At 61.7% G+C, this 25,651-nt stretch carries 19 protein-coding genes and 2 tRNA genes; 15 read left to right on the top strand and 6 right to left on the bottom strand.

All coding sequences use genetic code 11. The annotated features are described in order from the left end of the window. Positions 1-130 precede the first annotated feature (130 nt). Positions 131-2,065, top strand: a complete 1,935-nt coding sequence (locus M8Q45_RS21885) for a methyl-accepting chemotaxis protein (RefSeq protein ID WP_249876362.1) — start codon at positions 131-133, stop codon at positions 2,063-2,065. A gap of 114 nt (positions 2,066-2,179) precedes the next feature. Here the strand turns inward: M8Q45_RS21885 and M8Q45_RS21880 are convergent, their stop codons facing one another. The 4 genes from M8Q45_RS21880 to M8Q45_RS21865 form a co-directional block, all read right to left on the bottom strand. Continuing rightward, positions 2,180-3,745, bottom strand: coding sequence for an ABC transporter permease (locus M8Q45_RS21880; RefSeq protein ID WP_249876361.1), 1,566 nt, complete (start codon positions 3,743-3,745; stop codon positions 2,180-2,182). Beyond that, positions 3,745-4,755, bottom strand: coding sequence for an extracellular solute-binding protein (locus M8Q45_RS21875; protein WP_249876360.1), 1,011 nt, complete (start codon positions 4,753-4,755; stop codon positions 3,745-3,747). Before M8Q45_RS21875 ends, M8Q45_RS21880 begins: the two co-directional genes overlap by 1 nt. A 287-nt stretch (positions 4,756-5,042) precedes the next feature. Further along, positions 5,043-5,129, bottom strand: a tRNA-Leu gene (locus M8Q45_RS21870). Between the two features lie 175 nt (positions 5,130-5,304). Beyond that, a tRNA-Leu gene (locus M8Q45_RS21865) sits at positions 5,305-5,391 on the bottom strand. 226 nt (positions 5,392-5,617) lie between these two features. Here M8Q45_RS21865 and rnr point away from each other — a divergent pair. From rnr to M8Q45_RS21795, 14 genes are all read left to right on the top strand, one after another. Beyond that, entirely contained in the window at positions 5,618-8,236 is a 2,619-nt protein-coding gene (gene rnr, locus M8Q45_RS21860) for a ribonuclease R (protein ID WP_249876359.1), read from the top strand. Then, entirely contained in the window at positions 8,233-8,994 is a 762-nt protein-coding gene (rlmB, locus tag M8Q45_RS21855) for a 23S rRNA (guanosine(2251)-2'-O)-methyltransferase RlmB (protein ID WP_030140153.1), read from the top strand. The genes rnr and rlmB overlap by 4 nt, the downstream gene beginning before the upstream one ends. A gap of 303 nt (positions 8,995-9,297) precedes the next feature. Beyond that, complete coding sequence (rpsF, locus tag M8Q45_RS21850; RefSeq protein ID WP_003186395.1) at positions 9,298-9,726, top strand: 30S ribosomal protein S6; 429 nt, start codon at positions 9,298-9,300, stop codon at positions 9,724-9,726. Positions 9,727-9,754: 28 nt separating this feature from the next. Next, the gene (gene rpsR / locus M8Q45_RS21845; RefSeq protein WP_002551829.1) at positions 9,755-9,985 is read left to right on the top strand and encodes a 30S ribosomal protein S18; all 231 of its coding nucleotides are present in this window, start codon (positions 9,755-9,757) and stop codon (positions 9,983-9,985) included. Between the two features lie 36 nt (positions 9,986-10,021). Next, positions 10,022-10,915 carry a YybS family protein gene (locus M8Q45_RS21840; RefSeq protein ID WP_030140152.1) on the top strand — a complete coding sequence of 298 codons (894 nt, stop codon included), beginning with the start codon at positions 10,022-10,024 and terminating at the stop codon, positions 10,913-10,915. Positions 10,916-10,933: 18 nt separating this feature from the next. After that, positions 10,934-11,380, top strand: coding sequence for a 50S ribosomal protein L9 (gene rplI / locus M8Q45_RS21835; protein WP_003186385.1), 447 nt, complete (start codon positions 10,934-10,936; stop codon positions 11,378-11,380). Positions 11,381-11,497: 117 nt separating this feature from the next. Beyond that, positions 11,498-12,895 (top strand): replicative DNA helicase, encoded by a 1,398-nt coding sequence (gene dnaB / locus M8Q45_RS21830; protein ID WP_027911801.1) that lies wholly within the window; start codon positions 11,498-11,500, stop codon positions 12,893-12,895. Between the two features lie 187 nt (positions 12,896-13,082). Continuing rightward, positions 13,083-15,383: a YgiQ family radical SAM protein gene (locus M8Q45_RS21825; protein WP_249876358.1), complete on the top strand. Its 2,301-nt coding sequence runs from the start codon at positions 13,083-13,085 to the stop codon at positions 15,381-15,383. Positions 15,384-15,685: 302 nt separating this feature from the next. Then, positions 15,686-16,612, top strand: a complete 927-nt coding sequence (gene ssp4, locus M8Q45_RS21820; protein ID WP_030140150.1) for an Ssp4 family T6SS effector — start codon at positions 15,686-15,688, stop codon at positions 16,610-16,612. Beyond that, positions 16,609-17,070, top strand: a complete 462-nt coding sequence (locus tag M8Q45_RS21815; protein ID WP_249876357.1) for a hypothetical protein — start codon at positions 16,609-16,611, stop codon at positions 17,068-17,070. Before ssp4 ends, M8Q45_RS21815 begins: the two co-directional genes overlap by 4 nt. A 176-nt stretch (positions 17,071-17,246) precedes the next feature. Next, positions 17,247-20,537: a transglutaminase family protein gene (locus M8Q45_RS21810; RefSeq protein ID WP_249876356.1), complete on the top strand. Its 3,291-nt coding sequence runs from the start codon at positions 17,247-17,249 to the stop codon at positions 20,535-20,537. Positions 20,538-20,773: 236 nt separating this feature from the next. Next, a complete protein-coding gene (locus M8Q45_RS21805) occupies positions 20,774-23,260 on the top strand; it encodes a circularly permuted type 2 ATP-grasp protein (RefSeq protein WP_249876355.1) in 2,487 nt (828 codons plus the stop codon). Next, a complete protein-coding gene (locus tag M8Q45_RS21800) occupies positions 23,260-24,153 on the top strand; it encodes a transglutaminase family protein (protein WP_249876354.1) in 894 nt (297 codons plus the stop codon). The genes M8Q45_RS21805 and M8Q45_RS21800 overlap by 1 nt, the downstream gene beginning before the upstream one ends. Before the next feature lie 144 nt (positions 24,154-24,297). Beyond that, positions 24,298-24,675, top strand: coding sequence for an NUDIX hydrolase (locus M8Q45_RS21795; protein WP_249876353.1), 378 nt, complete (start codon positions 24,298-24,300; stop codon positions 24,673-24,675). An 85-nt stretch (positions 24,676-24,760) separates the two neighbouring features. On the opposite strand, the gene M8Q45_RS21790 is transcribed toward M8Q45_RS21795, so the two are convergent. Together M8Q45_RS21790 and M8Q45_RS21785 are read right to left on the bottom strand one after the other, a co-directional pair. Continuing rightward, positions 24,761-24,946: a hypothetical protein gene (locus M8Q45_RS21790; RefSeq protein WP_198797208.1), complete on the bottom strand. Its 186-nt coding sequence runs from the start codon at positions 24,944-24,946 to the stop codon at positions 24,761-24,763. A gap of 69 nt (positions 24,947-25,015) precedes the next feature. Beyond that, positions 25,016-25,603, bottom strand: a complete 588-nt coding sequence (locus tag M8Q45_RS21785) for a cytokinin riboside 5'-monophosphate phosphoribohydrolase (RefSeq protein ID WP_249876352.1) — start codon at positions 25,601-25,603, stop codon at positions 25,016-25,018. Positions 25,604-25,651 lie beyond the last annotated feature (48 nt).

The raw sequence follows: 25,651 nt of genomic DNA, 5'->3' as shown, positions 1-25,651 counted from the left end.
CAAAGGGCTCCTTATGGAGCCCTTTGTCGTTTCTGTCTGGCGGACGGCACGACACTTGCTATGCCTCACCATCAAGGCACCGTTTTTACAAGTGCCATCAAATTAATGGCGTTTGGTAGAGGGATTTCAAGTGTCGGCCGTTCTCTCACTGTTACAAAGCCGTTTGTTGCGGCCTGTGTTCGTTACGCTCGGTATCGCCCTTTTGGTGCAGGTACTGGTCGCCGTTGCGCTGACCCGAAGCACGGTCACGGCGCTGGAGTCCGACCTGGGCGCGCGCTTGGGGGCCGACAGCCAGAAGCTGGCCGGTGAATTGGAGCAGGCTGGGCGCGAAGTCACGTCGAGCCTGGACAGTTTGTCCGCCAGTACGCGCCAGCGATTGACCGCCGGTTTGTCCTCGCGCCTGAAGGAAGAGCAGGCCCAGCTGCGAGCGACCCTGGAAAAAGACTTGCGTGATTCCGCCAATGATATGGCGCAGCTTCTGGCCTCGGTCGCGCCTCGCGCCATGTGGGACAGTGACGTGCCGACCCTGTCCGAATTCGCCCGTCGGGCCCAGCGTAATCCCAACGTGCTGTTCGTCATTTATGACGATGCCGCTGGGGAACACCTGACCCGTTATCTGAACCGGGAAAATCCGATCAACAAGGCCCTGTTGGAAAAGGGCAAGGGCGAACGGGCCCTGGACAAAGTGCTGGACGCGGCGAAGAACGATCCATCGGTTTTTTACCTCGAAGCCTCGATCAACCCCAACGGCGTGGAAATCGGAAAAGTGCTGATGGGCGTTTCCACCGCTTCGGTGGAAACCGACCTGAAGGCGCTGGACCAGCGTTTCTCCGCGTTGATTGCCAGCAGCGATCAACTGGTGGGCGACAGCCTCAAGGGCGCGGCTGCCGATAGCGCCGCCGCGATGCGCGGCCGGCTGGGCTCGGCGCAGGCCACTGCCACCGAAATGCAGACCAATACCGCCGCCACCGTGCAGGAGGCAGCGGGGACGTTGCGTTGGCGCATCGGTCTGGGCTTGGCGCTGGTGGGGTTGGGGGTGTTGGTGTTGCTGGCCGTGGTGCTGGGGCGTCGGGTGGTCAATCGCTTGAAGCTGTTGATCGCTGCGATGAACGACCTGGCAGCGGGCGAGGGTGACCTGACCAAGCGCGTGCAGATCAGCAGCAAGGATGAAATTGGCGACATGGCCTCGGCGGTCAATCGTTTTGTGGATAAGTTGCAACCCATCGTGCGCGAAGCGGGCGATGTGGCCCAGCGTACCGGTCAGGAAATTGGCGCGATGACCCTGCGCAACTCCGGTGCCGACGCAGCGGCCGGCATGCAGCGCGATGAGGTGGCCGAGAGCCTGCGGGCCCTGTCGCAAATGGCCGATGAGGCGGCGTCGGAAAGCCAGGCGATGCAGGCGGCCTTGCAGCAAGTGGTCGAGATCCGTCAGGCCACTGATGAAACCACTCGAACGTCGGCCAAGGTCGGCAGTTTGATCGAGGCGCTGGCTGGGCAGGTCGACACGGGGGCGAAGGTCATCGAACGGCTGGCCCAGCAGAGCGAGCAGATCGAAGTGGTGTTGACGGTGATCCACGGCATCGCCGAGCAAACCAACCTGCTGGCCTTGAACGCGGCCATCGAGGCCGCGCGTGCCGGGGAGACCGGGCGTGGGTTTGCGGTGGTGGCGGATGAGGTGAGGGCGTTGGCGAGCAAGACCCAGAGTTCAACCGGCGACATCCAGGCCCATATCGTGGCCTTGCAGCAGGGAGCTCGGGAGGCAGTGGCTGCGATCGGCCAGGCCGGGCGGCAGGCCAGTGAGGGTCTGTCGGTATTGCGTGACAGTGCGCGGCTGCAGCAGTCGGTGCAGGCGTCGGTCGAGCAGGTGCATGCGGCCATCGGTCTGGCGACCCAGGCAGCGGCGCATCAGGCCCAGGGTGCGCAAGCGGTGCGTGGTCGGGTCGAGACCATTCATGCCCAAGCCGAGAAAGCTGCCCAGGCGGTGGTTGAGACGACGGCCAGTGGCAAGGTGTTGGATAATCTGGCGGCGCAGTTGAAGGCCAGCCTGGGGCAGTTCAGGGCCTGATCCGAGATTCATGGCTGCCTCTTCGCGAACAGGCTCGCTCCCCCAGGCTCTTTGCCGTCTACAAAATGGGTGTCCACCACCCCTGTGGGAGCGAGCCTGCTCGCGATAGCCCTCTTAGCGGCTCAGATACATCCGCGTCGTCAGTAAATACACCGGCAACCCCGACACCACGATCAACAGCGCCGCATACGGCGCTGCCGCCGCGAATTCCACATTCGACGTATGTGCCCAAACCGCCGTCGCCAACGTATTGAGCCCGGTCGGGCTCAGCAACAGCGTGGCGGTCAATTCCTTCATCGCATCCAGGAACACCAGCGCGAACGCCGCGCCCAGCGCCGGGAAGATGATCGGCAGGGTCACGCGGCAAAACGCGCTGAACGACGACGCTCCCAGCGTGCGCGCCGCTTCCTCCAGCTGCGGCGCGGCCTTGTTCAGCGCGGTACGCACCGGGGCCTGGGCCAGTGGCAGGAACAGCAGCGCATAGGCAATCAACAGCAGGCCTGAAGTCTGGTACAGCGCCGGCACGTAGTGCAGGGCGAAATACACCAGGCTCAGGGCGATCACCAATCCGGGCAGCGCATGCAGCAGGTAAGGCAGGCGTTCGGCCCATATCGCCAGCCGTCCCTTGTGGCGCACCACGAGCAGGCCGACCGGCACGGCCAGCACAAGGCAGAGCGCGGCGCCGCCCAGCGAAAGTGCCAGGGACGACAATAACGCCTCGCCAATTTCGCTCGCAGGAAACGCGGCGGACGTGCCCACTGCCAGCCAATACGCCAACATCCCAAGCGGAATGCCGCTGCCGATGACCGCAAGGGCCAGGCAATACAGTTGCCCAAGAAGCGTCCATGGGCCGAGCCGTACCTGTCCGGCCTGGCGCGCCGCGCCTTGGCCGGTGCGCACGTGGCGGCCCTTGCCGCGTACTCGCAGTTCCAGCCACAACAGCGCCAGGCACAGCACCAGCAACACCGCTGACAACATGGCGGCATTGGCATTGCTGAATTCCAGTTCGAACTGTTGATAAATCGCTGTAGTGAAGGTTTGCAAGCCGATGATCGACAGCGCGCCAAACTCCACCAGCATGTGCAGGGCAATCAGCAGGGAGCCGGCCAGCAGCGAAGGCCAGAGCAAGGGCAGGGTGACGCGAAAAAACACGCCCCAGCGGTTGTGGCCCAGGGTGCGGGCGGACTCTTCAAGGGACGGGTCGAGGTTACGCAGCGTTGCCGCCACGGGAAGAAAGATCAGCGGATATTTGGAGAGGGTCATCACCAGAATCGCCCCGCCCAGCCCTTCGAACTGCGCGCTCAGGGAAACCCAGGTGAAGCTGCTGACAAACGCCGGCACCGCGAACGGCAGGCACAAGATGACGCCCCAGACCCTGCGTCCCGGCAAATTGCTGCGCTCCAGCAGCCAGGCCAGTGACAGGCCGATGATGCCGCAGGCCAACGTGACGCCGGTCATCAGCATCAGCGTGTTGCGCAGCAAGCCGAATACATACGGCCGCCACAACAAATGCAATGCTTCTGCCCAGCCGGCCTGCCATGCCTTTGTGATGACGTAGAGCAATGGCAGCAGGCTCAGCAGTACGAGCAGCATCACGGGCAGCAGCAACCCGATCGAGGGGCGCTTGCGCCGGGGAACGTAGGCCCCGACGGCGGGAATGGTGCTCAGCGACGCTGTCATCAGTTCAGGCCGACTTCACGTTCCAGTTCCAATGCTTCTTCGGCATTGCCGAGGTCGGCCGGGGTGACTTTCGGTGGCGCCAGCTCATTGAACGGCTTGAGGCCGCGATCCGATGTCATGCCCTTGTGCAGCGGGTATTCGGCGGACGTCTGGGTAATCACCCGCTGGCCTTCTTCGCTGGCCATGTAGGCCAGCAACTGTTGGGCTTCCTTGGGGTGTTTGCTGGATTTCAGTGCGGCAGCGCTGGAGACGGTGACCAGGCCACCGACATCGCCGCCGGTGAAATAATGCAGTTTGGAATCCAGCTGGCCCTTTTCCCGCTGCAGGGCGAACCAGTAGTAATTGTTCACCAGGACCGTCGCCACCTCGCCGTTCTCCACGGCTTTGAGGGCGACCATGTTGTTGCTGTAGACCTTGCCGAAGGCGCGCAGCCCCGTGAGCCATTCTTCGGCGGCTTCCTTGCCGTGCAATTTGATGATCGCTACCGCTTGTTCCTGGAACGCGCCGCTGGTCGGTACGAAGCCGACCTTGCCTTGCCATTGTGGCTGGGCGAAATCGAGGACGGTTTTCGGCAGGTCCTTTTCATTGATCAGCTTGGGGTTGTAGGCAACCACGCGAACGCGAGCGGTCACGCCCATCCAGGTGCCGTTGCTGGCGACATAATCCTTGGGGAGCACATTGAGGGTTGTGTCGTCGATCTTCGCCAGCAGGCCTTGTTCGCCGAGCTTGTTCAACGGCGGCGACTCTTCGGTGTAGATCACATCGGCGGGGGAGCGGTCGCCTTCTTCAGCGACCTGGCTGGCGAGCTGGTTGCTGCTGCCCTTGCGCACGTTGACATGAATGCCGGTCTTGGCCTCGAAGGCCTTGGCGAGTTCGTCGCCGACTTCCTTGTGTTGGCCGTTATAGAGCGTCAGTTCCACCTTGTCGGCGGCTTGGGTGAGGGGCGTGGCGAGGGTCAGGCCGAGCAGGGTGAAGGTCAGGGCGCGGCGCAGGGTGGATCGAAACATCATTCGCGGGGTTCCTCACTGTCGTGTAGCAAAAACTTGTAACAATGATAAACGATATTGTTTCTCATGTGCGGGCCGTGCCGGAACGGGATCTGTGTAGGCGCTGGCGAAGCCTGCGATCTTTTGACCTTATGCTCATGATTCAATAAAGGGGAAGATCGCAGCCTCGTTGCACTCCGCAGCTCCTACAGTTCGTGTTTGGCGGGAGAGGGAACGAGGAGCCAGAAACGCAAAAACCCGCTTTCGCGGGTTTTTGTGAGGTTCAAGGCGTATAACCTTGAAGCTTGAATTGGTGCCCAGAAGAAGACTCGAACTTCCACGACCTTGCGGTCACCAGCACCTGAAGCTGGCGTGTCTACCAATTTCACCATCTGGGCAGCATCTTCAGCGTTGCCGCTGTTGATGGGGCGCACTATACGGAGCGCATTTTGATCTGTAAACCCCTGTTTTTGTTTTAGTAATTGCTGAAACGCATTTGCAGGGGCCGAAAATGCAAAAACCCGCTTTCGCGGGTTTTTGTGAGGTTCAAGGCGTAAAACCTTGAACCTGAATTGGTGCCCAGAAGAAGACTCGAACTTCCACGACCTTGCGGTCACCAGCACCTGAAGCTGGCGTGTCTACCAATTTCACCATCTGGGCAATATCGACAACGTGTCTACGTCGTTGATGGCGCGCACTATACGGAGCGTGTTTTTAACTGTAAACCCCCGGAGGCAAAAAAAACGCTAAATTTCACGAGCGGTGCAATCAGGGGCTTCAAAGGCGTGTCGAAAGACTTTAGAAAAGGCATCTGATGCTTGAAATTTCCCGTTTCATTACGCCTATGCCAAACTAACCCGCATATAGACAAGGTGAAAACTCTCTAATGGCCGATTGGCAGTCCCTCGATCCCGAGGCCGCTCGTGAAGCGGAAAAATATGAAAACCCTATTCCTAGCCGCGAACTGATCCTGGCGCATCTCGCCGATCGAGGTTCGCCTGCTAGCCGTGAGCAGCTGGTCGAAGAGTTCGGCCTGACCACCGAGGACCAGCTCGAAGCCCTGCGCCGCCGCCTGCGTGCCATGGAGCGCGATGCTCAACTGATCTACACCCGGCGCGGCACCTATGCCCCGGTCGACAAGCTCGACCTGATCCTGGGTCGCATCGCCGGCCACCGCGACGGCTTTGGTTTCCTGATCCCCGACGATGGCAGCGACGATCTGTTCATGAGCCCGGCGCAGATGCGCCTGGTGTTCGACGGCGACCGGGCGCTGGCCCGGGTTTCCGGCCTGGACCGACGCGGGCGTCGTGAAGGCGTGATCGTCGAAGTGGTTTCCCGTGCCCATGAAACCATCGTGGGGCGCTATTTCGAGGAAGGTGGCATCGGTTTCGTCGTTGCCGACAACCCGAAGATCCAGCAGGAAGTGCTGGTCACCCCAGGCCGTAATGCCAACGCGCAGATTGGTCAGTTCGTCGAGGTGAAGATCACCCACTGGCCAACCCCGCGCTTCCAGCCGCAAGGCGATGTGGTGGAAGTGGTCGGCAACTACATGGCGCCGGGCATGGAAATCGACGTTGCCCTGCGCACCTACGACATTCCTCACGTCTGGCCTGAAGCGGTCTTGAAAGAAGCCGCCAAGCTCAAGCCGGAAGTCGAAGAGAAAGACAAAGAGAAGCGCATCGACCTGCGCCACCTGCCGTTTGTCACCATCGACGGTGAAGACGCCCGGGACTTCGACGATGCGGTCTATTGCGAAGCCCGGCCCGGCAAGTTGCGCCTGTTTTCGGGCGGTTGGAAGTTGTACGTGGCGATTGCTGACGTTTCCAGTTATGTGAAGCTCGGTTCAGCGCTGGATGCCGAAGCCCAGGTTCGCGGCAACTCGGTGTACTTCCCCGAGCGCGTCGTGCCGATGCTGCCTGAGCAACTGTCCAACGGCCTGTGCTCGCTCAATCCCCATGTCGACCGCCTGGCCATGGTCTGCGAGATGACCATCTCCAAGGCCGGCGAGATGACGGACTACTGCTTCTACGAAGCCGTGATCCATTCCCACGCCCGCCTGACCTACAACAAGGTCAGCGCGATGCTGGAAACGCCGAAGCTGGCCGAGTCGCGCAAGCTGCGTGGCGAGTACACCGACGTCGTGCCGCACCTCAAGCAGCTCTATTCGCTGTACAAGGTGCTGCTGGCGGCGCGTCACGTGCGCGGCGCGATCGATTTCGAAACCCAGGAAACCCGGATCATCTTCGGCACTGAGCGCAAGATCGCCGAAATCCGACCGACCGTGCGCAACGACGCGCACAAGCTGATCGAGGAATGCATGCTGGCGGCCAACGTTGCCACGGCCGAGTTCCTCAAGAAGCATGAAATTCCTGCCTTGTACCGGGTTCACGACGGTCCGCCGCCGGAGCGCCTGGAAAAACTGCGGGCGTTTCTCGGTGAGCTTGGCCTGTCGCTGCACAAGGGCAAGGAAGGTCCTTCGCCGAAGGATTACCAGGCCCTGTTGGCGAGCATCAAGGACCGTCCGGATTTCCACCTGATCCAGACCGTCATGCTGCGCTCGTTGAGCCAGGCGGTGTACAGCGCCGATAACCAGGGCCACTTCGGCCTGAACTACGAGGCTTACACCCACTTTACGTCGCCGATCCGTCGCTACCCCGACCTGCTCACGCACCGGGCCATCCGCAGCGTGATCCACTCGAAGATGAACACCCCGCACGTCAAGCGTGCCGGTGCGATGACCATTCCGAAGGCGCGTATCTATCCGTACGACGAGGCCGCCCTGGAGCAGCTCGGCGAGCAATGCTCGATGAGCGAGCGACGTGCCGACGAAGCGACTCGCGACGTGGTGAACTGGCTCAAGTGCGAGTACATGAAGGATCGCGTCGGTGAGTCGTTCCCTGGCGTGATCACCGCCGTGACCGGTTTCGGCCTGTTCGTCGAGCTGACCGACATCTACGTCGAAGGCCTGGTGCATGTCACCGCGCTGCCGGGCGATTACTACCACTTCGACCCTGTGCATCACCGCCTGGCGGGCGAGCGCACCGGTCGCAGTTTCCGTCTTGGCGATACCGTCGAAGTGCGGGTGATGCGCGTCGATCTCGACGAGCGCAAGATCGACTTCGAAATGGCGGAAAAAACCATCAGCGCGCCAATCGGTCGCAAGAAGCGTGGCGCCGAAACCGCAGCGCCTGCCAGCAAGTCCGAGGAGCCTGCTTCGTCGTCCCGTCCGGGGCGTCGTGGTCCGGCCAAGGAAAAGGCTGTCGAAGCCTATCGGCCAAGCGATGCGGCGGCGAAGAACGCCGAGTTGCGCAAAAGCCGTGAAATGAAACAGGCGCTGCTGGCCGAAGCCAAGAATGGTGGTAAAGCCGCATCCGGGAGCAAGGCCGGACGGTCGGCCCCGGACAAGGCGGCCAGCAAGCCGAGCAAACACCGTAAGGGCCCGCCGAAAGCGGGTTCGGCCCCAGCCAAGAGCGGCGGGGCGCGTAAACCCAAGGCCAAGTCATGAGTCAGTTGGAAAAAATCTACGGCGTGCATGCCGTGGAAGCGTTGCTGCGTCACCACCCCAAGCGGGTCAAGCAGATCTGGCTGGCGGAAGGGCGTAGCGATCCGCGCGTCCAGACCCTGGTTGAACTGGCTGGCGAAAACCGCGTTGCGGTCGGCCAGGCCGAGCGGCGCGAGATGGACGCCTGGGTCGAAGGCGTGCACCAGGGTGTCGTGGCCGAGGTCAGTCCGAGCCAGGTCTGGGGCGAGGCGATGCTCGACGAGCTCCTGGATCGCACTGAAGGCGCTCCCCTGCTGCTGGTACTGGACGGCGTAACCGACCCGCACAACCTGGGCGCTTGCCTGCGCTCGGCGGATGCCGCGGGTGCATTGGCGGTGATCGTACCCAAGGACAAGTCGGCGACATTGACGCCGGTCGTGCGCAAAGTTGCCTGCGGCGCGGCGGAAGTCATTCCATTGGTGGCAGTGACGAACCTGGCGCGCACCCTGGAAAAGCTCCAGCAGCGCGGCTTGTGGGTTGTCGGCACGGCGGGCGAGGCCGAGGTCAGCATTTATGACCAGGACCTGACCGGCCCGACCATCCTGATCATGGGCGCCGAAGGCAAGGGCATGCGCCGCCTGACCCGCGAGCATTGCGATTACCTGGTGAAGCTGCCGATGGCCGGCAGCGTCAGCAGTCTCAATGTCTCCGTGGCCACCGGCGTGTGCCTGTTCGAGGCGCTGCGCCAGCGGGGCGCCAAGGCTGCCGCCAAAAAGCCCTGACATACCCATGTAGGAGCTGACGAGTGCAACGAGGCTGCGATCTTGTCCCTGACAGTTGAGTCCCAAGATCAAGATCAAAAGATCGCAGCCTTCGGCAGCTCCTACATTGTTCAGCCTCGCAATCGTCGGTGGTTGTTCAAATAATCGCCAATTGCCTTGCGCCGCCTTCGACCCTTCTCTACAATTGCGCCCCTTGCTGTGATGGCAGGCACTTATGTGTCTAGCGTCCTCAAGTCCATAAGTGTCATTCACTCCTTGTCTGACCGTTTTTGAGCGGCAGGCTACAACCCGTAAGGAGCATTCATGCGTCATTACGAAATCATCTTTTTGGTCCACCCGGATCAAAGCGAGCAAGTCGGCGGCATGGTTGAGCGTTACACCAAGCTGATCGAAGAAGACGGCGGCAAAATCCACCGTCTGGAAGATTGGGGCCGTCGTCAACTGGCCTACGCAATCAACAATGTTCACAAGGCTCACTACGTGATGCTGAACGTTGAGTGCACTGGCAAGGCCCTGGCCGAGCTGGAAGACAACTTCCGCTACAACGATGCAGTGATCCGTAACCTGGTCATCCGTCGCGAAGAAGCCGTTACCGGCCAATCCGAGATGCTCAAGGCTGAAGAAAACCGCAGTGAGCGCCGTGAGCGTCGCGACCGTCCTGAGCACTCTGACAGCGCCGATGGCGATGACAGCGATAGCGACAGCGACAACAGCGATAACGCTGACGAGTAATCCACGGACCTTTTAAGGAGCCAATCACATGGCACGTTTCTTCCGTCGTCGTAAATTCTGCCGCTTCACCGCTGAAGACGTGAAAGAGATCGATTACAAAGATCTCAACACCCTGAAAGCCTACGTATCCGAGACCGGCAAAATCGTTCCAAGCCGTATCACCGGTACCAAAGCTCGTTATCAGCGTCAGCTGGCCACCGCTATCAAGCGCGCCCGCTTCCTGGCCCTGCTGGCCTACACCGACAGCCACGGCCGCTGAGACCGGGCAGTCGACAAGTAGTAAGGGATTGAATGCATGCGCGCCTTAGCTGACTTCATCATGCGGGGACGTGTGCAGGCCACTCTGGTAGTGGCTGGATGTGCGGCATTGCCGTTGTTGTATTGGTTGGGTGCTGCCGCGGTGGGTCTTGTACTCCTGCGGCGCGGATTGAGGGACGCCCTGGGCGTTCTTGCTCTGGGACTGCTGCCGGCCTTGCTCTGGTGGTTGTATGCCGCTGACCCGCGTGCCGTCATGGTGCTGCTGGGGACTTCGGCGCTGGCGTTGGTGTTGCGCGCCAGCGAATCCTGGAACCGCGTGCTGCTGGTCAGCATAGCGACAGGCGTGGTGTTTTCAGTGGTGCTCGGGGTGGCTTTCGAACCCCAGATCGAGATGCTGTCGCAGGCTTTGATAAAAATCCTGCCCGAGGCGCTCGGTGATCTCTACCAGCAGATGTCGGTAGAAGAGCAGGCGCGTTTTGCGTCCCTGATCGCCCCCGTCCTGACCGGACTGATTGCGGCCTTGTTGCAGATCGTCAGTGTGCTGAGCCTGGTTATCGGGCGCTACTGGCAGGCGTTGTTGTACAACCCGGGTGGTTTTGGTCGCGAATTTCGCGCCATCCGCTTCCCGCTTGGGCTGGCGATGTTGCTGTTGGCGGGCATGCTTCTGGGGCCGAACTTCGGTCCGCAGATGGCGATGCTCACGCCGTTGTGCAGCGTACCGCTGGTCTTTGCCGCGCTGGCCCTGATTCACGGGCTGGTGGCGCAAAAGCGGCTGGCCAGGTTCTGGCTGGTGGGGTTGTACGTCACGTTGTTGCTGTTCATGCAGCTGATCTATCCGTTGCTGGTGGTCCTGGCCATCGTCGACAGCCTGATTGATTTTCGCGGTCGTATGGCGCCGAAAGACGCCGACAGCGCGAACGGTGAAGGTTAAAAGTTAGAGGATTTTCACATGCAACTGATCCTTCTGGAAAAAATCGCCAACCTGGGCAACCTGGGCGACAAAGTAAACGTTAAGGCCGGCTACGGTCGTAACTACCTGCTGCCTTTCGGCAAAGCCACCGCTGCGACCGCTGCCAACCTGGCTGCGTTCGAAGAGCGTCGCGCTGAGCTGGAAAAAGCCGCCGCAGACCGTAAGGCATCGGCTGAAAGCCGTGCTGCCCAACTGGCCGAGCTGGAAGTGACCATCACTGCCACCGCTGGCGACGAAGGCAAGCTGTTCGGTTCGATCGGTACGCACGACATCGCTGACGCACTGACCGCCTCCGGCGTTGAAGTGGCGAAAAGCGAAGTTCGTCTGCCGAACGGCACCATCCGCAACGTAGGCGAATTCGACGTAGCCGTGCACCTGCACGCCGAAGTTGAAGCCACCGTACGCGTTGTCGTGGTAGCAGCCTAAGCAACACCTGTCGGTTGGCACCCCCGGGTGCTTGCCGGTAACATCGGGCACGATCCTGTCTACAGGTCGTGCCCTTTGTCTTTCTGCAATTCCTGATTTTCATAACCAGACGTGGCCATGAACGAAATCACCGCCCCCGAGCAATACGATCTGCAAACCGCTGCCCTGAAGGTGCCTCCGCATTCCATCGAGGCCGAACAGGCCGTACTCGGTGGCCTGATGCTGGACAACAACGCCTGGGAACGCGTGCTCGATCAGGTCTCCGATGGCGATTTCTACCGGCATGACCACCGTTTGATTTTCCGTGCGATCGCCCGCCTGGCCGATCAGAACATGCCGATCGACGTCGTGACCCTGGCCGAGCAATTGGACAAGGAAGGGCAGACGTCCCAGGTCGGCGGCCTCGGTTATCTGGGCGAACTGGCGAAAAACACACCGTCGGTCGCCAACATCAAGGCCTATGCGCAGATCGTGCGCGAGCGGGCGACCTTGCGCCAGTTGATCGGCATCAGCACCGAGATCGCCGACAGCGCCTTCAACCCGGAAGGCCGGACCGCCGCCGAGATCCTCGATGAAGCCGAGCGGCAGATCTTCCAGATTGCCGAGGCCCGGCCGAAAACCGGCGGCCCGGTGAGCGTCAACGACCTGCTGACCAAGGCCATCGACCGCATCGACACCTTGTTCAACACCGACAACGCCATCACCGGCCTGTCCACCGGCTACACCGACCTCGACGAGAAGACCAGCGGCCTGCAACCGTCCGACCTGATCATCGTCGCTGGCCGTCCCTCCATGGGTAAGACCACCTTTGCGATGAACCTGGTGGAAAACGCCGTGCTGCGCAGCGACAAGGCGGTGCTGGTGTACTCCCTCGAGATGCCAGGCGAATCGCTGATCATGCGTATGCTCTCGTCCCTGGGGCGTATCGACCAGACCAAGGTCCGTTCCGGCCAACTGGAAGACGACGACTGGCCACGCTTGACGTCCGCGGTCAACCTGCTCAACGACCGCAAGCTGTTCATCGACGATACGGCGGGTATCAGCCCGTCGGAAATGCGCGCCCGGACCCGTCGCCTGGTGCGCGAGCACGGTGACATCGCGCTGATCATGATCGACTACCTGCAGTTGATGCAGATCCCCGGTTCCAGCGGTGACAACCGGACCAACGAGATTTCCGAGATCTCCCGTTCCCTCAAGGCCCTGGCCAAGGAATTCAACTGCCCGGTCGTGGCCTTGTCCCAGTTGAACCGCTCCCTGGAACAGCGCCCCAACAAGCGCCCGGTGAACTCCGACTTGCGGGAATCCGGAGCGATCGAGCAGGACGCCGACGTGATCATGTTCGTCTACCGGGACGAGGTGTATCACCCCGAGACGGAGCACAAGGGCATCGCCGAAATCATCATCGGCAAGCAGCGGAACGGCCCTATCGGCTTCATCCGCCTGGCGTTCATCGGCAAATACACCCGCTTCGAGAACCTGGCGCCGGGTAGCTACAATTTTGATGACGATGAGTAATTTCTTCGTCGCCTGATCCGGCTCATCGCGAGCAGGCTCGCTCCCACCCTGGAATGCATTCCACTGTGGGAGCGAGCCTGCTCGCGAAAGGTGCGCCACTAATTTCCGACCATAGCCGTCGGAATTGATCATTTTTTGTGCTATATTCCGCGCCCGCGATTTTTCATCCTTTATACCGGTCATCGACATGCAAGCAGCCAAGCCGTTATTTGACTATCCCAAGTACTGGGCCGAATGTTTCGGCCCAGCGCCGTTCCTGCCCATGAGCAGGGAGGAGATGGATCAGCTCGGCTGGGATTCGTGCGACATCATCATCGTGACCGGTGATGCCTACGTCGATCACCCGTCGTTCGGCATGGCGATCATTGGCCGGCTGCTGGAGGCCCAGGGCTTTCGCGTCGGGATCATTGCGCAGCCGAACTGGCAATCCAAAGACGACTTCATGAAGCTCGGCGAGCCCAACCTGTTTTTCGGCGTCGCGGCCGGCAACATGGACTCGATGATCAACCGCTACACCGCCGACAAGAAAATCCGCTCCGATGACGCCTACACCCCAGGTGGTTTGGCGGGCAAGCGGCCGGACCGTGCGAGCCTGGTCTACAGCCAGCGCTGCAAGGAAGCCTATAAGCATGTGCCGATCGTTCTGGGTGGTATCGAAGCGTCGCTGCGCCGTATCGCTCACTACGATTACTGGCAGGACCGTGTCCGCAACTCGATCCTGATCGACGCCTGCGCCGACATCCTGCTCTACGGCAATGCCGAGCGGGCGATTGTCGAAGTCGCCCAGCGCCTGTCCTACGGCCACAAGATCGAAGACATCACCGATGTGCGCGGCACCGCGTTCATCCGTCGTGACACGCCGCAGGGCTGGTACGAAGTCGATTCCACGCGCATCGACCGCCCGGGCAAGATCGACAAGATCATCAACCCGTACGTCAACACCCAGGACACCGCTGCCTGTGCCATCGAGCAGGAAAAGGGTCCGGTTGAAGACCCGAGCGAAGCCAAGGTCGTGCAGATCCTGGCGAGCCCGAAAATGACCCGCGACAAGACCGTGATTCGCCTGCCGTCGGTGGAAAAGGTCCGTGGCGATGCGGTGCTCTACGCCCACGCCAACCGCGTGCTTCACCTGGAAACCAACCCGGGCAATGCCCGTGCGCTGGTGCAGAAGCACGGCGAAGTCGACGTCTGGTTCAACCCGCCGCCCATTCCGATGACCACTGAAGAAATGGACTACGTGTTTGGCATGCCTTACGCACGTGTTCCTCATCCGGCCTACGGCAAGGAGAAGATCCCGGCCTACGAGATGATTCGTTTCTCGGTGAACATCATGCGCGGCTGTTTTGGTGGCTGCACCTTCTGCTCGATCACCGAGCACGAAGGCCGGATCATCCAGAACCGTTCCGAAGAGTCGATCATTCGCGAGATCGAAGAGATCCGCGACAAGGTCCCGGGTTTCACCGGCGTCATTTCCGACCTCGGCGGGCCGACCGCGAACATGTACCGCATCGCCTGCAAGAGCCCGGAGATCGAATCCGCGTGCCGCAAGCCGTCGTGCGTGTTCCCGGGCATCTGCCCGAACCTGAACACCGACCATTCCTCGCTGATCCAGCTGTACCGCAGCGCCCGGGCCTTGCCTGGGGTGAAGAAGATCCTGATCGCCTCCGGCCTGCGTTACGACCTGGCGGTCGAGTCGCCGGAATACGTCAAGGAGCTGGTGACCCACCACGTCGGCGGTTACCTGAAGATTGCCCCGGAACACACCGAGGAAGGTCCGCTCAACCAGATGATGAAGCCGGGCATCGGCAGCTATGACAAGTTCAAGCGGATGTTCGAGAAGTACACCAAGGAAGCGGGGAAAGAGCAGTACCTGATTCCGTACTTCATCGCGGCACACCCGGGCACCACCGACGAAGACATGATGAACCTGGCGCTGTGGCTCAAGGGCAACGGCTTCCGGGCCGACCAGGTGCAGGCGTTCTATCCGTCGCCGATGGCCACGGCCACCGCCATGTACCACTCGGGCAAGAACCCGCTGCGCAAGGTCACCTACAAGAGCGACGCGGTGACCATCGTCAAGAGCGAAGAACAGCGCCGCCTGCACAAGGCGTTCCTGCGTTATCACGACCCGAAAGGCTGGCCGATGCTGCGCGAAGCGCTGACCCGCATGGGCCGTGCCGACCTGATCGGCCCGGGCAAGAACCAGTTGATTCCGTTGCATCAGCCGGCCACCGACAGCTACCAGAGCGCCCGTCGCAAGAACTCGACGCCGGCGGGCAGTCACAAGGTGGGCAAGGAAACCACCAAGATCCTGACCCAGCACACCGGCCTGCCCCCGCGCGCCAGTGACGGCGGCAATGCCTGGGACAAGCGCGAACAAGCCAAGGCTGCCGCGTTCGCCCGCAACCAGAAGGCCGCCAAGGAGCGCAAGGACGCGGCCAAGGGCAAGGGACCGAAGCCGGCGCGCAAGCCTGTCGTGCCGCGCTGATCACCCCGCCACCTCGCAAAACGCCAGCCTTGAGTGCTGGCGTTTTGCTTTCTAGCGGGCGTGCTGGCTGTTTGTTATCGTGGCGACCGCCAACGGCGTGACGGCGCATGCATAGCTTTTGTGGCGAGGGAGCTTGCTCCCGCTGGGCTGCGAAGCGGCCCCCAACAATCCCATGCAATGTTCCCAGGCAGACCGTGCCGGCCGGTTTACGACGGCTTCGCCGCCGAGCGGGAGCAAGCTCCCTCGCCACGGGTGTTCAGTGTGGATAAAGCCCCACTTTCCGATTCTCAAGGACGATTCATATGAGCAGCGCTTCAACGGGCATCGGCATGGACCTGAGCTTTTCCCAGTTCATGGCCCGCAAACGCATCGAAAGCCAAGTCAACCTGCCGCGTCTGTTCGCTGCCATCGATGCCGACCCCAACATCGCCGGTGCGGGCGTGGTGTACATCGATTCCGAGTACAACGTGGTGACGCTGCGCGAATTCAAGCCGATTTGCAGCATTGCGCCTAAGCGAATCATTTTGCGCGAGGCCAAGAAATACATCGCCCCGCAGCAATTCATCGATCAGGTAAAAAGCAGTCCGCGTGAGTCAAAACTCGGGACTGAGTCGATGAATGCGGGTTTGTCCTGTGTCGCCGCGGTCATCGGTTGGGTGGTGGTATTCAGCGGAAGCGTAGCTGTTCCGTTTACCGCCGGGGCTAGTGCCTTTGTTGTTGCCCTGGGCGCCGCTGCCGCGACGGCCAGTACCGCGCAATGCGTCATAGGTGGGATGCGGGTGGCGAATGAGTTGACCAACCCTACTGGCAACGATGAGATGAACGACGCCGATTGGTACAACATCGTAAGCCCCATTCTTGACGGCGTTTCCCTTGTGGGCGTCGGTGGCTCGGCGCTTACGACTGTTCGGCTGCTGAAGGCCAGCAAAGCAGCCGGTACCGGGAAGAGCTGGTATCAGTTGCTCAAGGGGCTGAGTCGGCAGGAGCGCAGCAAACTGACCAAGGAATTGTTGACCCTGAAAGATCCGAGTCTTACCGCCAAGCTGCTCAAACTGCAGCAACGAGCGGGCGCCTTGCCCAAGCGTTATTCTTCCGCTGAAATCAGGCACGCCACGCTGACTCAGATAAAGGATTCTCTCGGAGGCGCTTTGGGGATCATTGGCAGTTATACCGGCGATGGCGCCGTGAAGACTGTTGCCGTCGGGCTGTATGAGGAGTTCACGGAATGATCGGCGGTGGGTCACTGAAGCACTTCCTCGCCCGTTATTTTCCGGTGTTCATGGGGACGATCTTCCTGGGCTGCTTTTCCGGGTCTGCGCTGCTCGTTTTGTCCGGAGGCACTTATTGGCGTGCCTTGGAACCTTCCGTCAGGACCCATTATGTTGGGCTCGGCACGTTGGCCCTGGTGAGTGTCCTGGTGCTGGGCAATCTCATGATCGCACGCGGGCGCGCCTGGGCGATCTGGTGGGTGGGAGGCTACTTCCTCGTTTGTCTGGCGGCGGTGCTGCCGACGTTCGCTTATCGCCCGCATCAAGGGGTGTACACCTTCGCGGTGCTGTTACCGCTACTGGGACTCCTGCTGCTCAACAGCAAACGCCACCGGGAAATGCGCAGCAAGCTCATCGAAATCCGCCACCAACGCGAACGCATCCTCCAGTCCGCCAAGGCCTCGCGCCCGCGCCGCTGAGTCAATTCGCCACGCTTCGCGCCGCATTTATGTGCGGGCCTTTGCAGATCAGTACAGGCATCGCGCGGTTTTAGTGCTCTACTGCCCTGAGTAGACGTTGAAAGTGTCCGGCCTGCCTGCATGGCATAAGTCTTGCGCCGCTTTCGATAACGCCCAGGCTCCGCAGGAGGCACGCCGTGTCGATTCATGTCGCTTTGCACCATGTCACACACTATCGCTACGAGCGCGCTGTCGAACTCGGTCCGCAGATCGTTCGCCTGCGCCCGGCGGCCCACAGCCGCACGCGTATTCTTTCCTATGCCCTGAAAGTCTCGCCCGATCAGCATTTCATCAATTGGCAACAAGACCCCCAGGGCAATTACCTGGCGCGGCTGGTGTTCCCGGAAAAAACCAATGAGCTGCGGGTCGAGGTCGATCTGGTCGCCGAAATGGCGGTGTTCAATCCCTTCGATTTTTTCCTCGAGCCCTACGCCGAGAAAATCCCGTTCACCTACGCGGCTGACGAAAAACATGAGCTGATGCCCTACTTGGAAAAGCTCCCGCTGACGCCGAAGTTCAAGGCTTACCTGGACGGCATCGACCGCACGCCGTTGCCGGCGGTGGATTTTCTGGTGGCGCTCAACCAGCGCCTGAGCGAAGACATCAACTACCTGATCCGCATGGAACCCGGCGTGCAGACGCCAGAGCATACGTTGGAGCACGCGTCCGGTTCATGCCGTGACTCGGCCTGGTTGCTGGTGCAACTGTTGCGACACTTGGGCCTGGCGGCGCGGTTTGTCTCGGGTTACTTGATCCAGTTGACCGCTGATATGAAAAGCCTCGACGGCCCGTCTGGTACGGAAGTGGACTTTACTGACCTGCATGCCTGGTGCGAGGTCTACCTGCCCGGCGCCGGTTGGATCGGCCTCGATGCCACGTCCGGGTTGTTCGCGGGCGAAGGGCATATTCCCTTGGCGTGTAGTCCTGATCCGTCCTCGGCGGCGCCGATCAGTGGCTTGGTGGAGCCGTGCGAGTGTGAGTTCAGCCACGAGATGTCCGTCGAGCGGATCTGGGAAGCGCCACGGGTCACCAAGCCCTACACCGAAGAGCAATGGATGGCGATCCAGGCATTGGGCCGGCAGATCGATGCCGACCTGTTGGAAGGTGACGTGCGCCTGACCATGGGCGGTGAACCGACTTTCGTTTCCATCGACGACCCGGACGGCGCCGAGTGGAACACCGCAGCCCTCGGGCCGGACAAGCGCCGCCTCTCCGCCGAGCTGTTCCAGCGCATGCGCGAGCATTACGCGCCGCGGGGGCTGGTGCATTTCGGCCAGGGCAAGTGGTACCCCGGCGAGCAACTGCCGCGCTGGTCGCTCAACTGCTATTGGCGGCGCGACGGAGTGCCGATCTGGCATGACAGCGCGTTGATTGCCGACGAGCAGAAAGACTACGGCGCCGCTGGCGAGTTGGCGGGCCGTTTTCTGGCGAGTGTCGCTGAACGCTTGAAGATTCCTACGCGGTTTGTGTTTCCCGCCTACGAAGACAATTTCCATTATCTCTGGCGCGAAGGCACGCTGCCTTCGAACGTGACGGCCGAGGATTCCCGGTTGGAAGACCCGTTGGAGCGTGCGCGGTTGCGCAAGGTCTTCAGCCAGGGCCTGGGTAAAGTGATCGGCCAGGTCCTGCCGCTGGCCCGGACCGCCAAGGGCGACCAATGGCAAAGCGGGCGCTGGTACTTGCGCGACGATCATTGCCGGCTGGTACCGGGGGATTCGCCCTTGGGCTACCGCTTGCCACTGGCGTCCCAGCCGTGGGTGACGGCGGCCGAATATCCGTTCATCCATCCCACCGACCCGAATCAGGACTTGCCCGAATTACCCGACACCGAGCAGTTGAGCCATCACGGCGAGCCGGCGCTGGAACACGAGCGTGTGCCGAAGATCGACGAATCGGCCGATTGGCTGACCCGCACCGCCTTCTGCGCAGAGGCCAGGGAAGGGCGGCTGTACCTGTTCATGCCGCCGCTGGAGCGGGTCGAGGATTACCTGGAACTGGTCAGTGCCATCGAAGCGACCGCGCAAGAGCTGGATTGCCCTGTCCTGTTGGAGGGCTATGAGCCACCGAGCGACCCGCGCCTGAGCAATTTCCGCATCACGCCGGACCCGGGTGTCATCGAGGTCAACGTGCAGCCTTCGGCGAGCTGGGATGAGTTGGTCGAGCGCACCGAATTTCTTTACGAGCAAGCACGACTGAACCGACTGACCACCGAGAAATTTCTGATCGATGGCCGGCACACCGGTACCGGTGGCGGTAACCATTTCGTACTGGGCGGCGCGACACCGGCTGACTCACCGTTCCTGCGACGTCCGGACTTGCTGCGCAGCCTGATCAGCTACTGGCATAACCACCCGTCGTTGTCCTACCTGTTTTCCGGGTTGTTCATCGGCCCGACGTCCCAGGCTCCGCGGGTGGACGAGGCGCGCAATGACGCGTTGTACGAGCTGGAAATCGCCTTCGCGCAAATGCCCCAGCCCGGCGAGGAGTGCCCGCCGTGGTTGGTCGATCGGCTGCTACGCAACCTGTTGATCGATGTAACCGGCAACACCCACCGCGCCGAGTTCTGCATCGACAAGCTCTATTCACCGGACGGCGCCACCGGGCGTCTCGGCTTGCTGGAGTTGCGCGCTTTCGAAATGCCGCCTCACGCCCGCATGAGCCTGACCCAGCAATTGCTGTTGCGGGCGCTGGTGGCGCGGTTCTGGCGTGAGCCCTATGCGCCGGCCAAGCTGGCGCGCTGGGGCACCGAGCTGCATGATCGTTTCCTGCTGCCGCACTTCATCGAACAGGATTTCGCCGAGGTCATCGAGGAACTCAATGCCGCGGGTTATCCGCTGCGCGCCGACTGGTTTGCCGCGCACCTGGAGTTCCGCTTCCCCAAGGTCGGCGATTATGCGGTCAACGGTATCGAGCTGCAGCTGCGCCAGGCGCTGGAGCCTTGGCATGTGCTGGGCGAAGAGGGCTCGGCGGGTGGCACGGTGCGTTATGTGGACTCGTCCCTGGAACGCTTGCAGATCAAGCTCACGGGGTTGGCACCGCAACGTTATCTGCTGACCTGCAATGGCGTGCCGGTGCCGTTGCAGCCAACCGGTCGCGTAGGTGAGTTCGTCGCCGGGGTGCGTTTCCGCGCCTGGCAACCGTTCAATTGCTTGCAGCCGACCATCCCGGTCCACGCGCCGCTGGTCTTTGACGTGCTCGACACTTGGATGCAACGCTCGCTGGGCGGTTGCCAATACCACGTGGCGCATCCCGGCGGGCGCAACTATGACAGCCTGCCGGTGAACGCCAACGAAGCTGAGAGTCGGCGGATGGCGCGATTCTTCCGTATCGGACACACGCCGGGGAAACTTCCGATCCCCGATCTGGCAACGAATGACGAGTTCCCCTTCACGCTCGATCTGCGGCGCTTTCACGGCGCATCAATGTAGGCGTGTAGGCGCTTTGTAGGAGCTGTGTAGGAGCTGTCGAGTGCAACGAGGCTGCGATCTTTCCCCTGACAATTGAGTCGTGAGCGAAAGATCAAGATCAAGATCAAGATCAAAAGATCGCAGCCTTCGGCAGCTCCTACAGGGCCCCCCCAGCGGCTCGTCACAATCTTCCACCTATCCGGGCATCATACGCTTGCGCTAGTCTCACCTATCATTGCCGTCCTGCCGAGCTTTCCATGCCTGACCTGCTTGACCGTTACCCGCTGACGACGGGCACCTATCACGAATTGCTGGACGACAGCGGTGCGGTGCGCGCGCACTGGCGGCGGCTGTTCGACCAATTGCAGCGCAGTACACCCGCGCAACTGCTCCAGCGCCAGGCGTTGCTGGCCCGGCAGATCCAGGAAAACGGCGTCACCTACAACGTCTATGCGGACCCGAAGGGCGCCGATCGGCCTTGGGAGCTGGATCTGCTGCCCCACGTCATCGACGCCCAGGAATGGAAGCTGCTGTCGGCCGGCATCGCCCAGCGCGCACGTCTGCTCAATGCGGTACTGGCCGACCTGTACGGACCGCAGCGGCTGATCAGCGAAGGGTTGTTGCCGGCGGAGCTGGTGTTCGGCCACAACAATTTCCTCTGGCCTTGCCAAGGCATCACGCCGCCGGATGGCGACTTTCTGCACCTGTATGCCGTGGACCTGGCGCGCACGCCCGATGGTCGCTGGTGGGTGACTGCGGATCGGACCCAGGCGCCTTCCGGGGCCGGTTATGCCTTGGAAAACCGCACGATCGTGTCCCGGGCGTTTCCCGATCTTTATCGCGACCTGAAGGTGCAGCACCTGTCCGGTTTCTTCCGGACCTTGCAAGAGACGCTGGCACGGCAGGCGCCCAGTGACGGCGAGCCGCCGCTGGTGGTGCTGCTGACGCCCGGGCGTTTCAACGAGAGCTATTTCGAGCATCTCTACCTGGCGCGCCAGCTCGGTTACCCATTGGTGGAGGGCGGTGACCTGACCGTCCGGGACGCCACGGTCTACCTCAAGACCCTCAGCGGACTGCGTCGGGTCCACGCGATCATGCGCCGGCTCGACGATGACTTCTGCGACCCGCTGGAGTTGCGCACCGATTCGGCCCTGGGCGTGCCCGGGTTGTTGGAAGCGGTGCGCCAGGGCCGGGTACTGGTGGCCAATGCCCTGGGCAGCGGTGTGCTGGAATCGCCAGGGCTCTTGGGGTTCTTGCCGAAGATCAACCAGTATCTGTTCGGCGAAGAACTGATGCTGCCTTCCATCGCCACCTGGTGGTGCGGTGAACCGCCAGTGCTGGCCCAGGCCTTGGAGAAATTACCCCAGCTGTTGATCAAGCCGGCATTTCCCTCCCAGAGTTTCACCCCCGTGTTCGGTCGAGACCTGGACGAGAAACAGCGTGCCCAACTGGCGGCACGCATGCAGGCGCGGCCTTATGCCTACGTCGCCCAAGAGTTGGCGCAACTGTCCCAGGCGCCGGTCTGGCAGGCCGAAGATGGCCTGATCCAGCCCCGGGCCATCGGCATGCGCGTGTACGCCGTGTCCGGGAAAAACGATTATCGCGTGCTGCGCGGTGGCCTGACCCGCGTGGCTGCCGAGGCCGATGCCGAAGTGGTGTCGATGCAGCGCGGCGGTGCCAGCAAGGACACGTGGGTATTTGGCGAGCAAGCGCCCGGCGGCGAGCAATGGAAGGCCCAGCGCACCGTCGGCGTTCACGACCTGGTGCGCCGCGATCCTTACCTGCCATCGCGGGTCGTCGAAAACCTGTTCTGGTTCGGTCGTTATTGCGAGCGGTGCGACGACAGCGCTCGCCTCCTGCGGATCATGCTGGCGCGGTATGTCGATGGCGATGACCCGCAAGCGCTGCAATCGGCGGTCTCCCTGGGCGAAAGCCTGATGCTGTTGCCCGAAGAGGGCGAGCTGCCCGAACGTCTCATGGCGGCCATGCTCGGGGATGACTGGTCTTTCAGCCTGCGTTCCAACCTGCAGCGCTTGCAATGGGCGGCTTCGCAGGTTCGCGGCAAGCTGTCGCGGGAAAACTGGCAGGCGCTCGTGGAGCTGCAGCGCGAAGCCGTGGAGCTGGAAACCAGTGAGCCGGACTTCGGTGAGCTGCTGGATTTCCTGAACCGCTTGGTAATGTCCCTGGCGGCGTTATCCGGGTTCGCCTTGGACGACATGACCCGCGACGAGGGCTGGCGCTTCCTGATGATCGGTCGGCGCCTGGAGCGCCTGCAGTTTCTCAGCAGCAGCCTGGCGGCGTTCCTGCGGGGTGAGGCAGTCTTCGATCAGGCCGGGCTGGAGTGGTTGCTGGAGTTGGGCAACAGCAGCATCACCTACCGCTCGCGCTACCTGGCGGTGGCGCAGTTGATTCCCGTGCTCGACCTGTTGTTGCTGGACGAACAGAACCCCCATGCGGTGCTCTTCCAATTGAAACTGGTGGCGCGCACCCTCAAGCGCCTGAACGATGATTTTGGCGCGCCCAGGGATACCGCGTTGCCGGAGTTGGTGACGCGCCTGTCGCGCTTCGACCTGCGCTGCCTGGAAAACCCGCTGTTCGGCGAAGCCAGCCTGCGCGCGGCACTCGACGGGCTGGCCGAGCTGTTGCAGGAAGTGGCCGATGTCAGCGGCCAGGTGTCCGATCGCCTGGCCTTGCGCCATTTTGCCCACGTCGATGACGTCAGCCAACGCACGGTGTCCGTCTGATGAATGCTCGTTACCAGATCCTCCACGACACCCATTACCACTACGACAGCCCGGTGTCCCTCGCGCAGCAACTGGCCCATCTGTGGCCGCGGGCCTGTGACTGGCAGCGTTGCACCGAACAGCAGTTGCTGATCAGTCCGGAACCGACGACCCGTCGAGATGAGCAGGACGTATTCGGCAACCCGTTGACCCGCCTGGCCTTCGAGCGGCCTCACGATGAGCTGCTGGTCAATGCCCGCCTGAGCGTCGAGGTGCTGGCGCGCCCTGAACTGGATTTCAACCTGTCGCCGGCCTGGGATTCGACCCGTGACGCGTTGACCTATAGCGGCCGACCGTTGACAGCGCGGTTACTGGACGCCTGTCGCTACCGTTTCGAATCGCCCTATGTGCACCTCAAGCGCAGCTTCGTGGAGTTTTCGGAAAGCTGTTTTCCGGCGGGACGACCGCTGATGGTCGGGGTCCAGGCATTGATGGAGAAGATTTTCGAAGAGTTCACCTTCGACGCCGAGGCCACCCAGGTCGCGACGCCGTTGGTGGAAGTGCTGGAGCGACGCCGCGGCGTCTGCCAGGACTTCGCCCACCTGATGCTGGCCTGCGTGCGTTCCCGCGGATTGGCCGCGCGTTACGTCAGCGGCTATCTGCTGACCCAGCCACCGCCCGGCCAGGCCCGGCTGATAGGCGCCGATGCTTCGCACGCCTGGGTGTCGGTGTTCTGCCCGGTGTTGGGTTGGGTGGACTTCGACCCGACCAACAATGTGCAGCCGGCGTTGGAGCACATCACCCTGGCCTGGGGCCGGGATTTCTCCGATGTGTCACCGTTGCGCGGGGTGATCCTGGGCGGCGGTACCCATGATCCCGAAGTGCGGGTGACGGTGATGCCGTTGGAACAGTAATCTGATGTTCCGATGAACACCTGTGGCGAGGGAGCTTGCTCCCGCTCGGTTGCGCAGCGACCGTAAAATCTTTGGACCGCTTCGCGGCCCAGCGGGAGCAAGCTCCCTCGCCACAGGGGAACTGATTAACAATGAGACTTCTATATGTTCCCGGTTTCCATCAAAGGTGTGCTGCAATCCCCCGAAGGCCTGGTTGTGCTGATGCTCAACGAGCGGGACGAATGGGAGCTGCCCGGTGGGCGGATCGAACTGGGTGAAACGGCACCGCAATGCCTGGCGCGGGAGATTGCCGAGGAACTGGCGGTCGAGGTCGGCGTGGGAGAGCCACTGGATTCGTATCTGTTCGAGGTGATCCCGGGCAAGCACGTTTTTATCTCCACCTACCGCTGCCAATTGCTGGGCGGTTTCGTGCCGACGATCAGTCATGAGCACAAGGAAATCGGGCTGTTCGAACCGAGGCGATTGCCGGCCAATCTGCCTGAAGGCTATCGCTTGTCGATCGTGAAGGCGTTGGGGATATAGCGGGTTTGCAAGGACCGGCAGCGAGGCTGCCAGCCCTGGACACAAACCGTTGGACCGGATCGATCATCGGGTCCAAGTGGGGATATCAGGCGTCGGGTGCCTGATCTTTCGGTGCATCGACATCAGCTTCTGCCGCCACGTCGCCTTCGGCATCCGGGTTCAGTGCTGCTTCTTCTGCGCTGGCTTTCTTGCGCTGGAGCTTTTCCTCTTTCTTCTGCTCCTTGGCCAAGTCTCTCTGACGTTTGGCGAAGGAATAATTGGGTTTGGCCATGGGCGATCCTCTGGGGTCGAAGGTGAGGTTTGAGCGGCGCGTATTCTGCCCTGTATCGGGGTCGAGACGTTAGTTGGGTTTTTGTTCGGCCCACTTCGGCTGGATCGATGGCTGCCATTCGTCCAGTGCGTCGAGCAGGTTTTGCGGTGAGTCGCTCACTTGCAGCATGTCACGATGCGGCGCACGGACGAAACCCTCGCCGACGATATGATCCAGAAAGCCGGTGAGCTTGCTGTAGAAGCCGTTCACTTCCAACAGACCCAGCGGTTTGCCGTGGTAGCCGAGTTGGCCCCAGGTCCAGACTTCGAACAACTCTTCCAAGGTGCCGAGGCCGCCAGGCAGGGCGATGAAGGCATCGCTGAGTTCGGCCATGCGGGCCTTGCGCGCGTGCATGCCGTCCACCACTTCCAGGCGCGTCAGGCCACTGTGGCCGATTTCCTTGTCCTTCAGGCTCTGCGGGATGATGCCAATCACTTCGCCGCCCGCCGCGAGGGCCGCATCGGCGACGATGCCCATCAGGCCCACCGCGCCACCGCCATAGACCAGGGTCAGCTTTCGTTCCGCCAACGCCCGCCCCAGGGCCTGGGCGGCTTCGCGATAGGCTGGGTGGCTGCCGGTGCTGGCGCCGCAAAATACACAAACAGAGGCGATGGACATGCTTTACTCCATGGTCGGTAACCGGTCCAGAGTAAAGCCTGCCCGCTA

It is taken from the genome of Pseudomonas sp. T1.Ur (assembly GCF_023516725.1).
Taxonomy (GTDB): domain Bacteria; phylum Pseudomonadota; class Gammaproteobacteria; order Pseudomonadales; family Pseudomonadaceae; genus Aquipseudomonas; species Aquipseudomonas alvandae.
The sequence above is the reverse complement of the archived record's forward strand: the minus strand, read 5'-3'. Positions and strand labels throughout refer to the sequence as shown.

Bases quoted from the DNA above. Each gene is read 5' to 3' on its own strand.
- M8Q45_RS21875 (WP_249876360.1), bottom strand. From the start codon at position 4,755: ATGATGTTTCGATCCACCCTGCGCCGCGCCCTGACCTTCACCCTGCTC.
- M8Q45_RS21880 (WP_249876361.1), bottom strand. From the start codon at position 3,745: ATGACAGCGTCGCTGAGCACCATTCCCGCCGTCGGGGCCTACGTTCCC.
- dnaB (WP_027911801.1), top strand. From the start codon at position 11,498: ATGAACGAAATCACCGCCCCCGAGCAATACGATCTGCAAACCGCTGCC.
- rlmB (WP_030140153.1), top strand. From the start codon at position 8,233: ATGAGTCAGTTGGAAAAAATCTACGGCGTGCATGCCGTGGAAGCGTTG.
- M8Q45_RS21815 (WP_249876357.1), top strand. From the start codon at position 16,609: ATGATCGGCGGTGGGTCACTGAAGCACTTCCTCGCCCGTTATTTTCCG.
- M8Q45_RS21840 (WP_030140152.1), top strand. From the start codon at position 10,022: ATGCGCGCCTTAGCTGACTTCATCATGCGGGGACGTGTGCAGGCCACT.
- M8Q45_RS21800 (WP_249876354.1), top strand. From the start codon at position 23,260: ATGAATGCTCGTTACCAGATCCTCCACGACACCCATTACCACTACGAC.
- M8Q45_RS21805 (WP_249876355.1), top strand. From the start codon at position 20,774: ATGCCTGACCTGCTTGACCGTTACCCGCTGACGACGGGCACCTATCAC.
- rpsR (WP_002551829.1), top strand. From the start codon at position 9,755: ATGGCACGTTTCTTCCGTCGTCGTAAATTCTGCCGCTTCACCGCTGAA.
- rnr (WP_249876359.1), top strand. From the start codon at position 5,618: ATGGCCGATTGGCAGTCCCTCGATCCCGAGGCCGCTCGTGAAGCGGAA.
- rplI (WP_003186385.1), top strand. From the start codon at position 10,934: ATGCAACTGATCCTTCTGGAAAAAATCGCCAACCTGGGCAACCTGGGC.
- M8Q45_RS21785 (WP_249876352.1), bottom strand. From the start codon at position 25,603: ATGTCCATCGCCTCTGTTTGTGTATTTTGCGGCGCCAGCACCGGCAGC.
- M8Q45_RS21825 (WP_249876358.1), top strand. From the start codon at position 13,083: ATGCAAGCAGCCAAGCCGTTATTTGACTATCCCAAGTACTGGGCCGAA.
- rpsF (WP_003186395.1), top strand. From the start codon at position 9,298: ATGCGTCATTACGAAATCATCTTTTTGGTCCACCCGGATCAAAGCGAG.
- ssp4 (WP_030140150.1), top strand. From the start codon at position 15,686: ATGAGCAGCGCTTCAACGGGCATCGGCATGGACCTGAGCTTTTCCCAG.
- M8Q45_RS21795 (WP_249876353.1), top strand. From the start codon at position 24,298: ATGTTCCCGGTTTCCATCAAAGGTGTGCTGCAATCCCCCGAAGGCCTG.
- M8Q45_RS21790 (WP_198797208.1), bottom strand. From the start codon at position 24,946: ATGGCCAAACCCAATTATTCCTTCGCCAAACGTCAGAGAGACTTGGCC.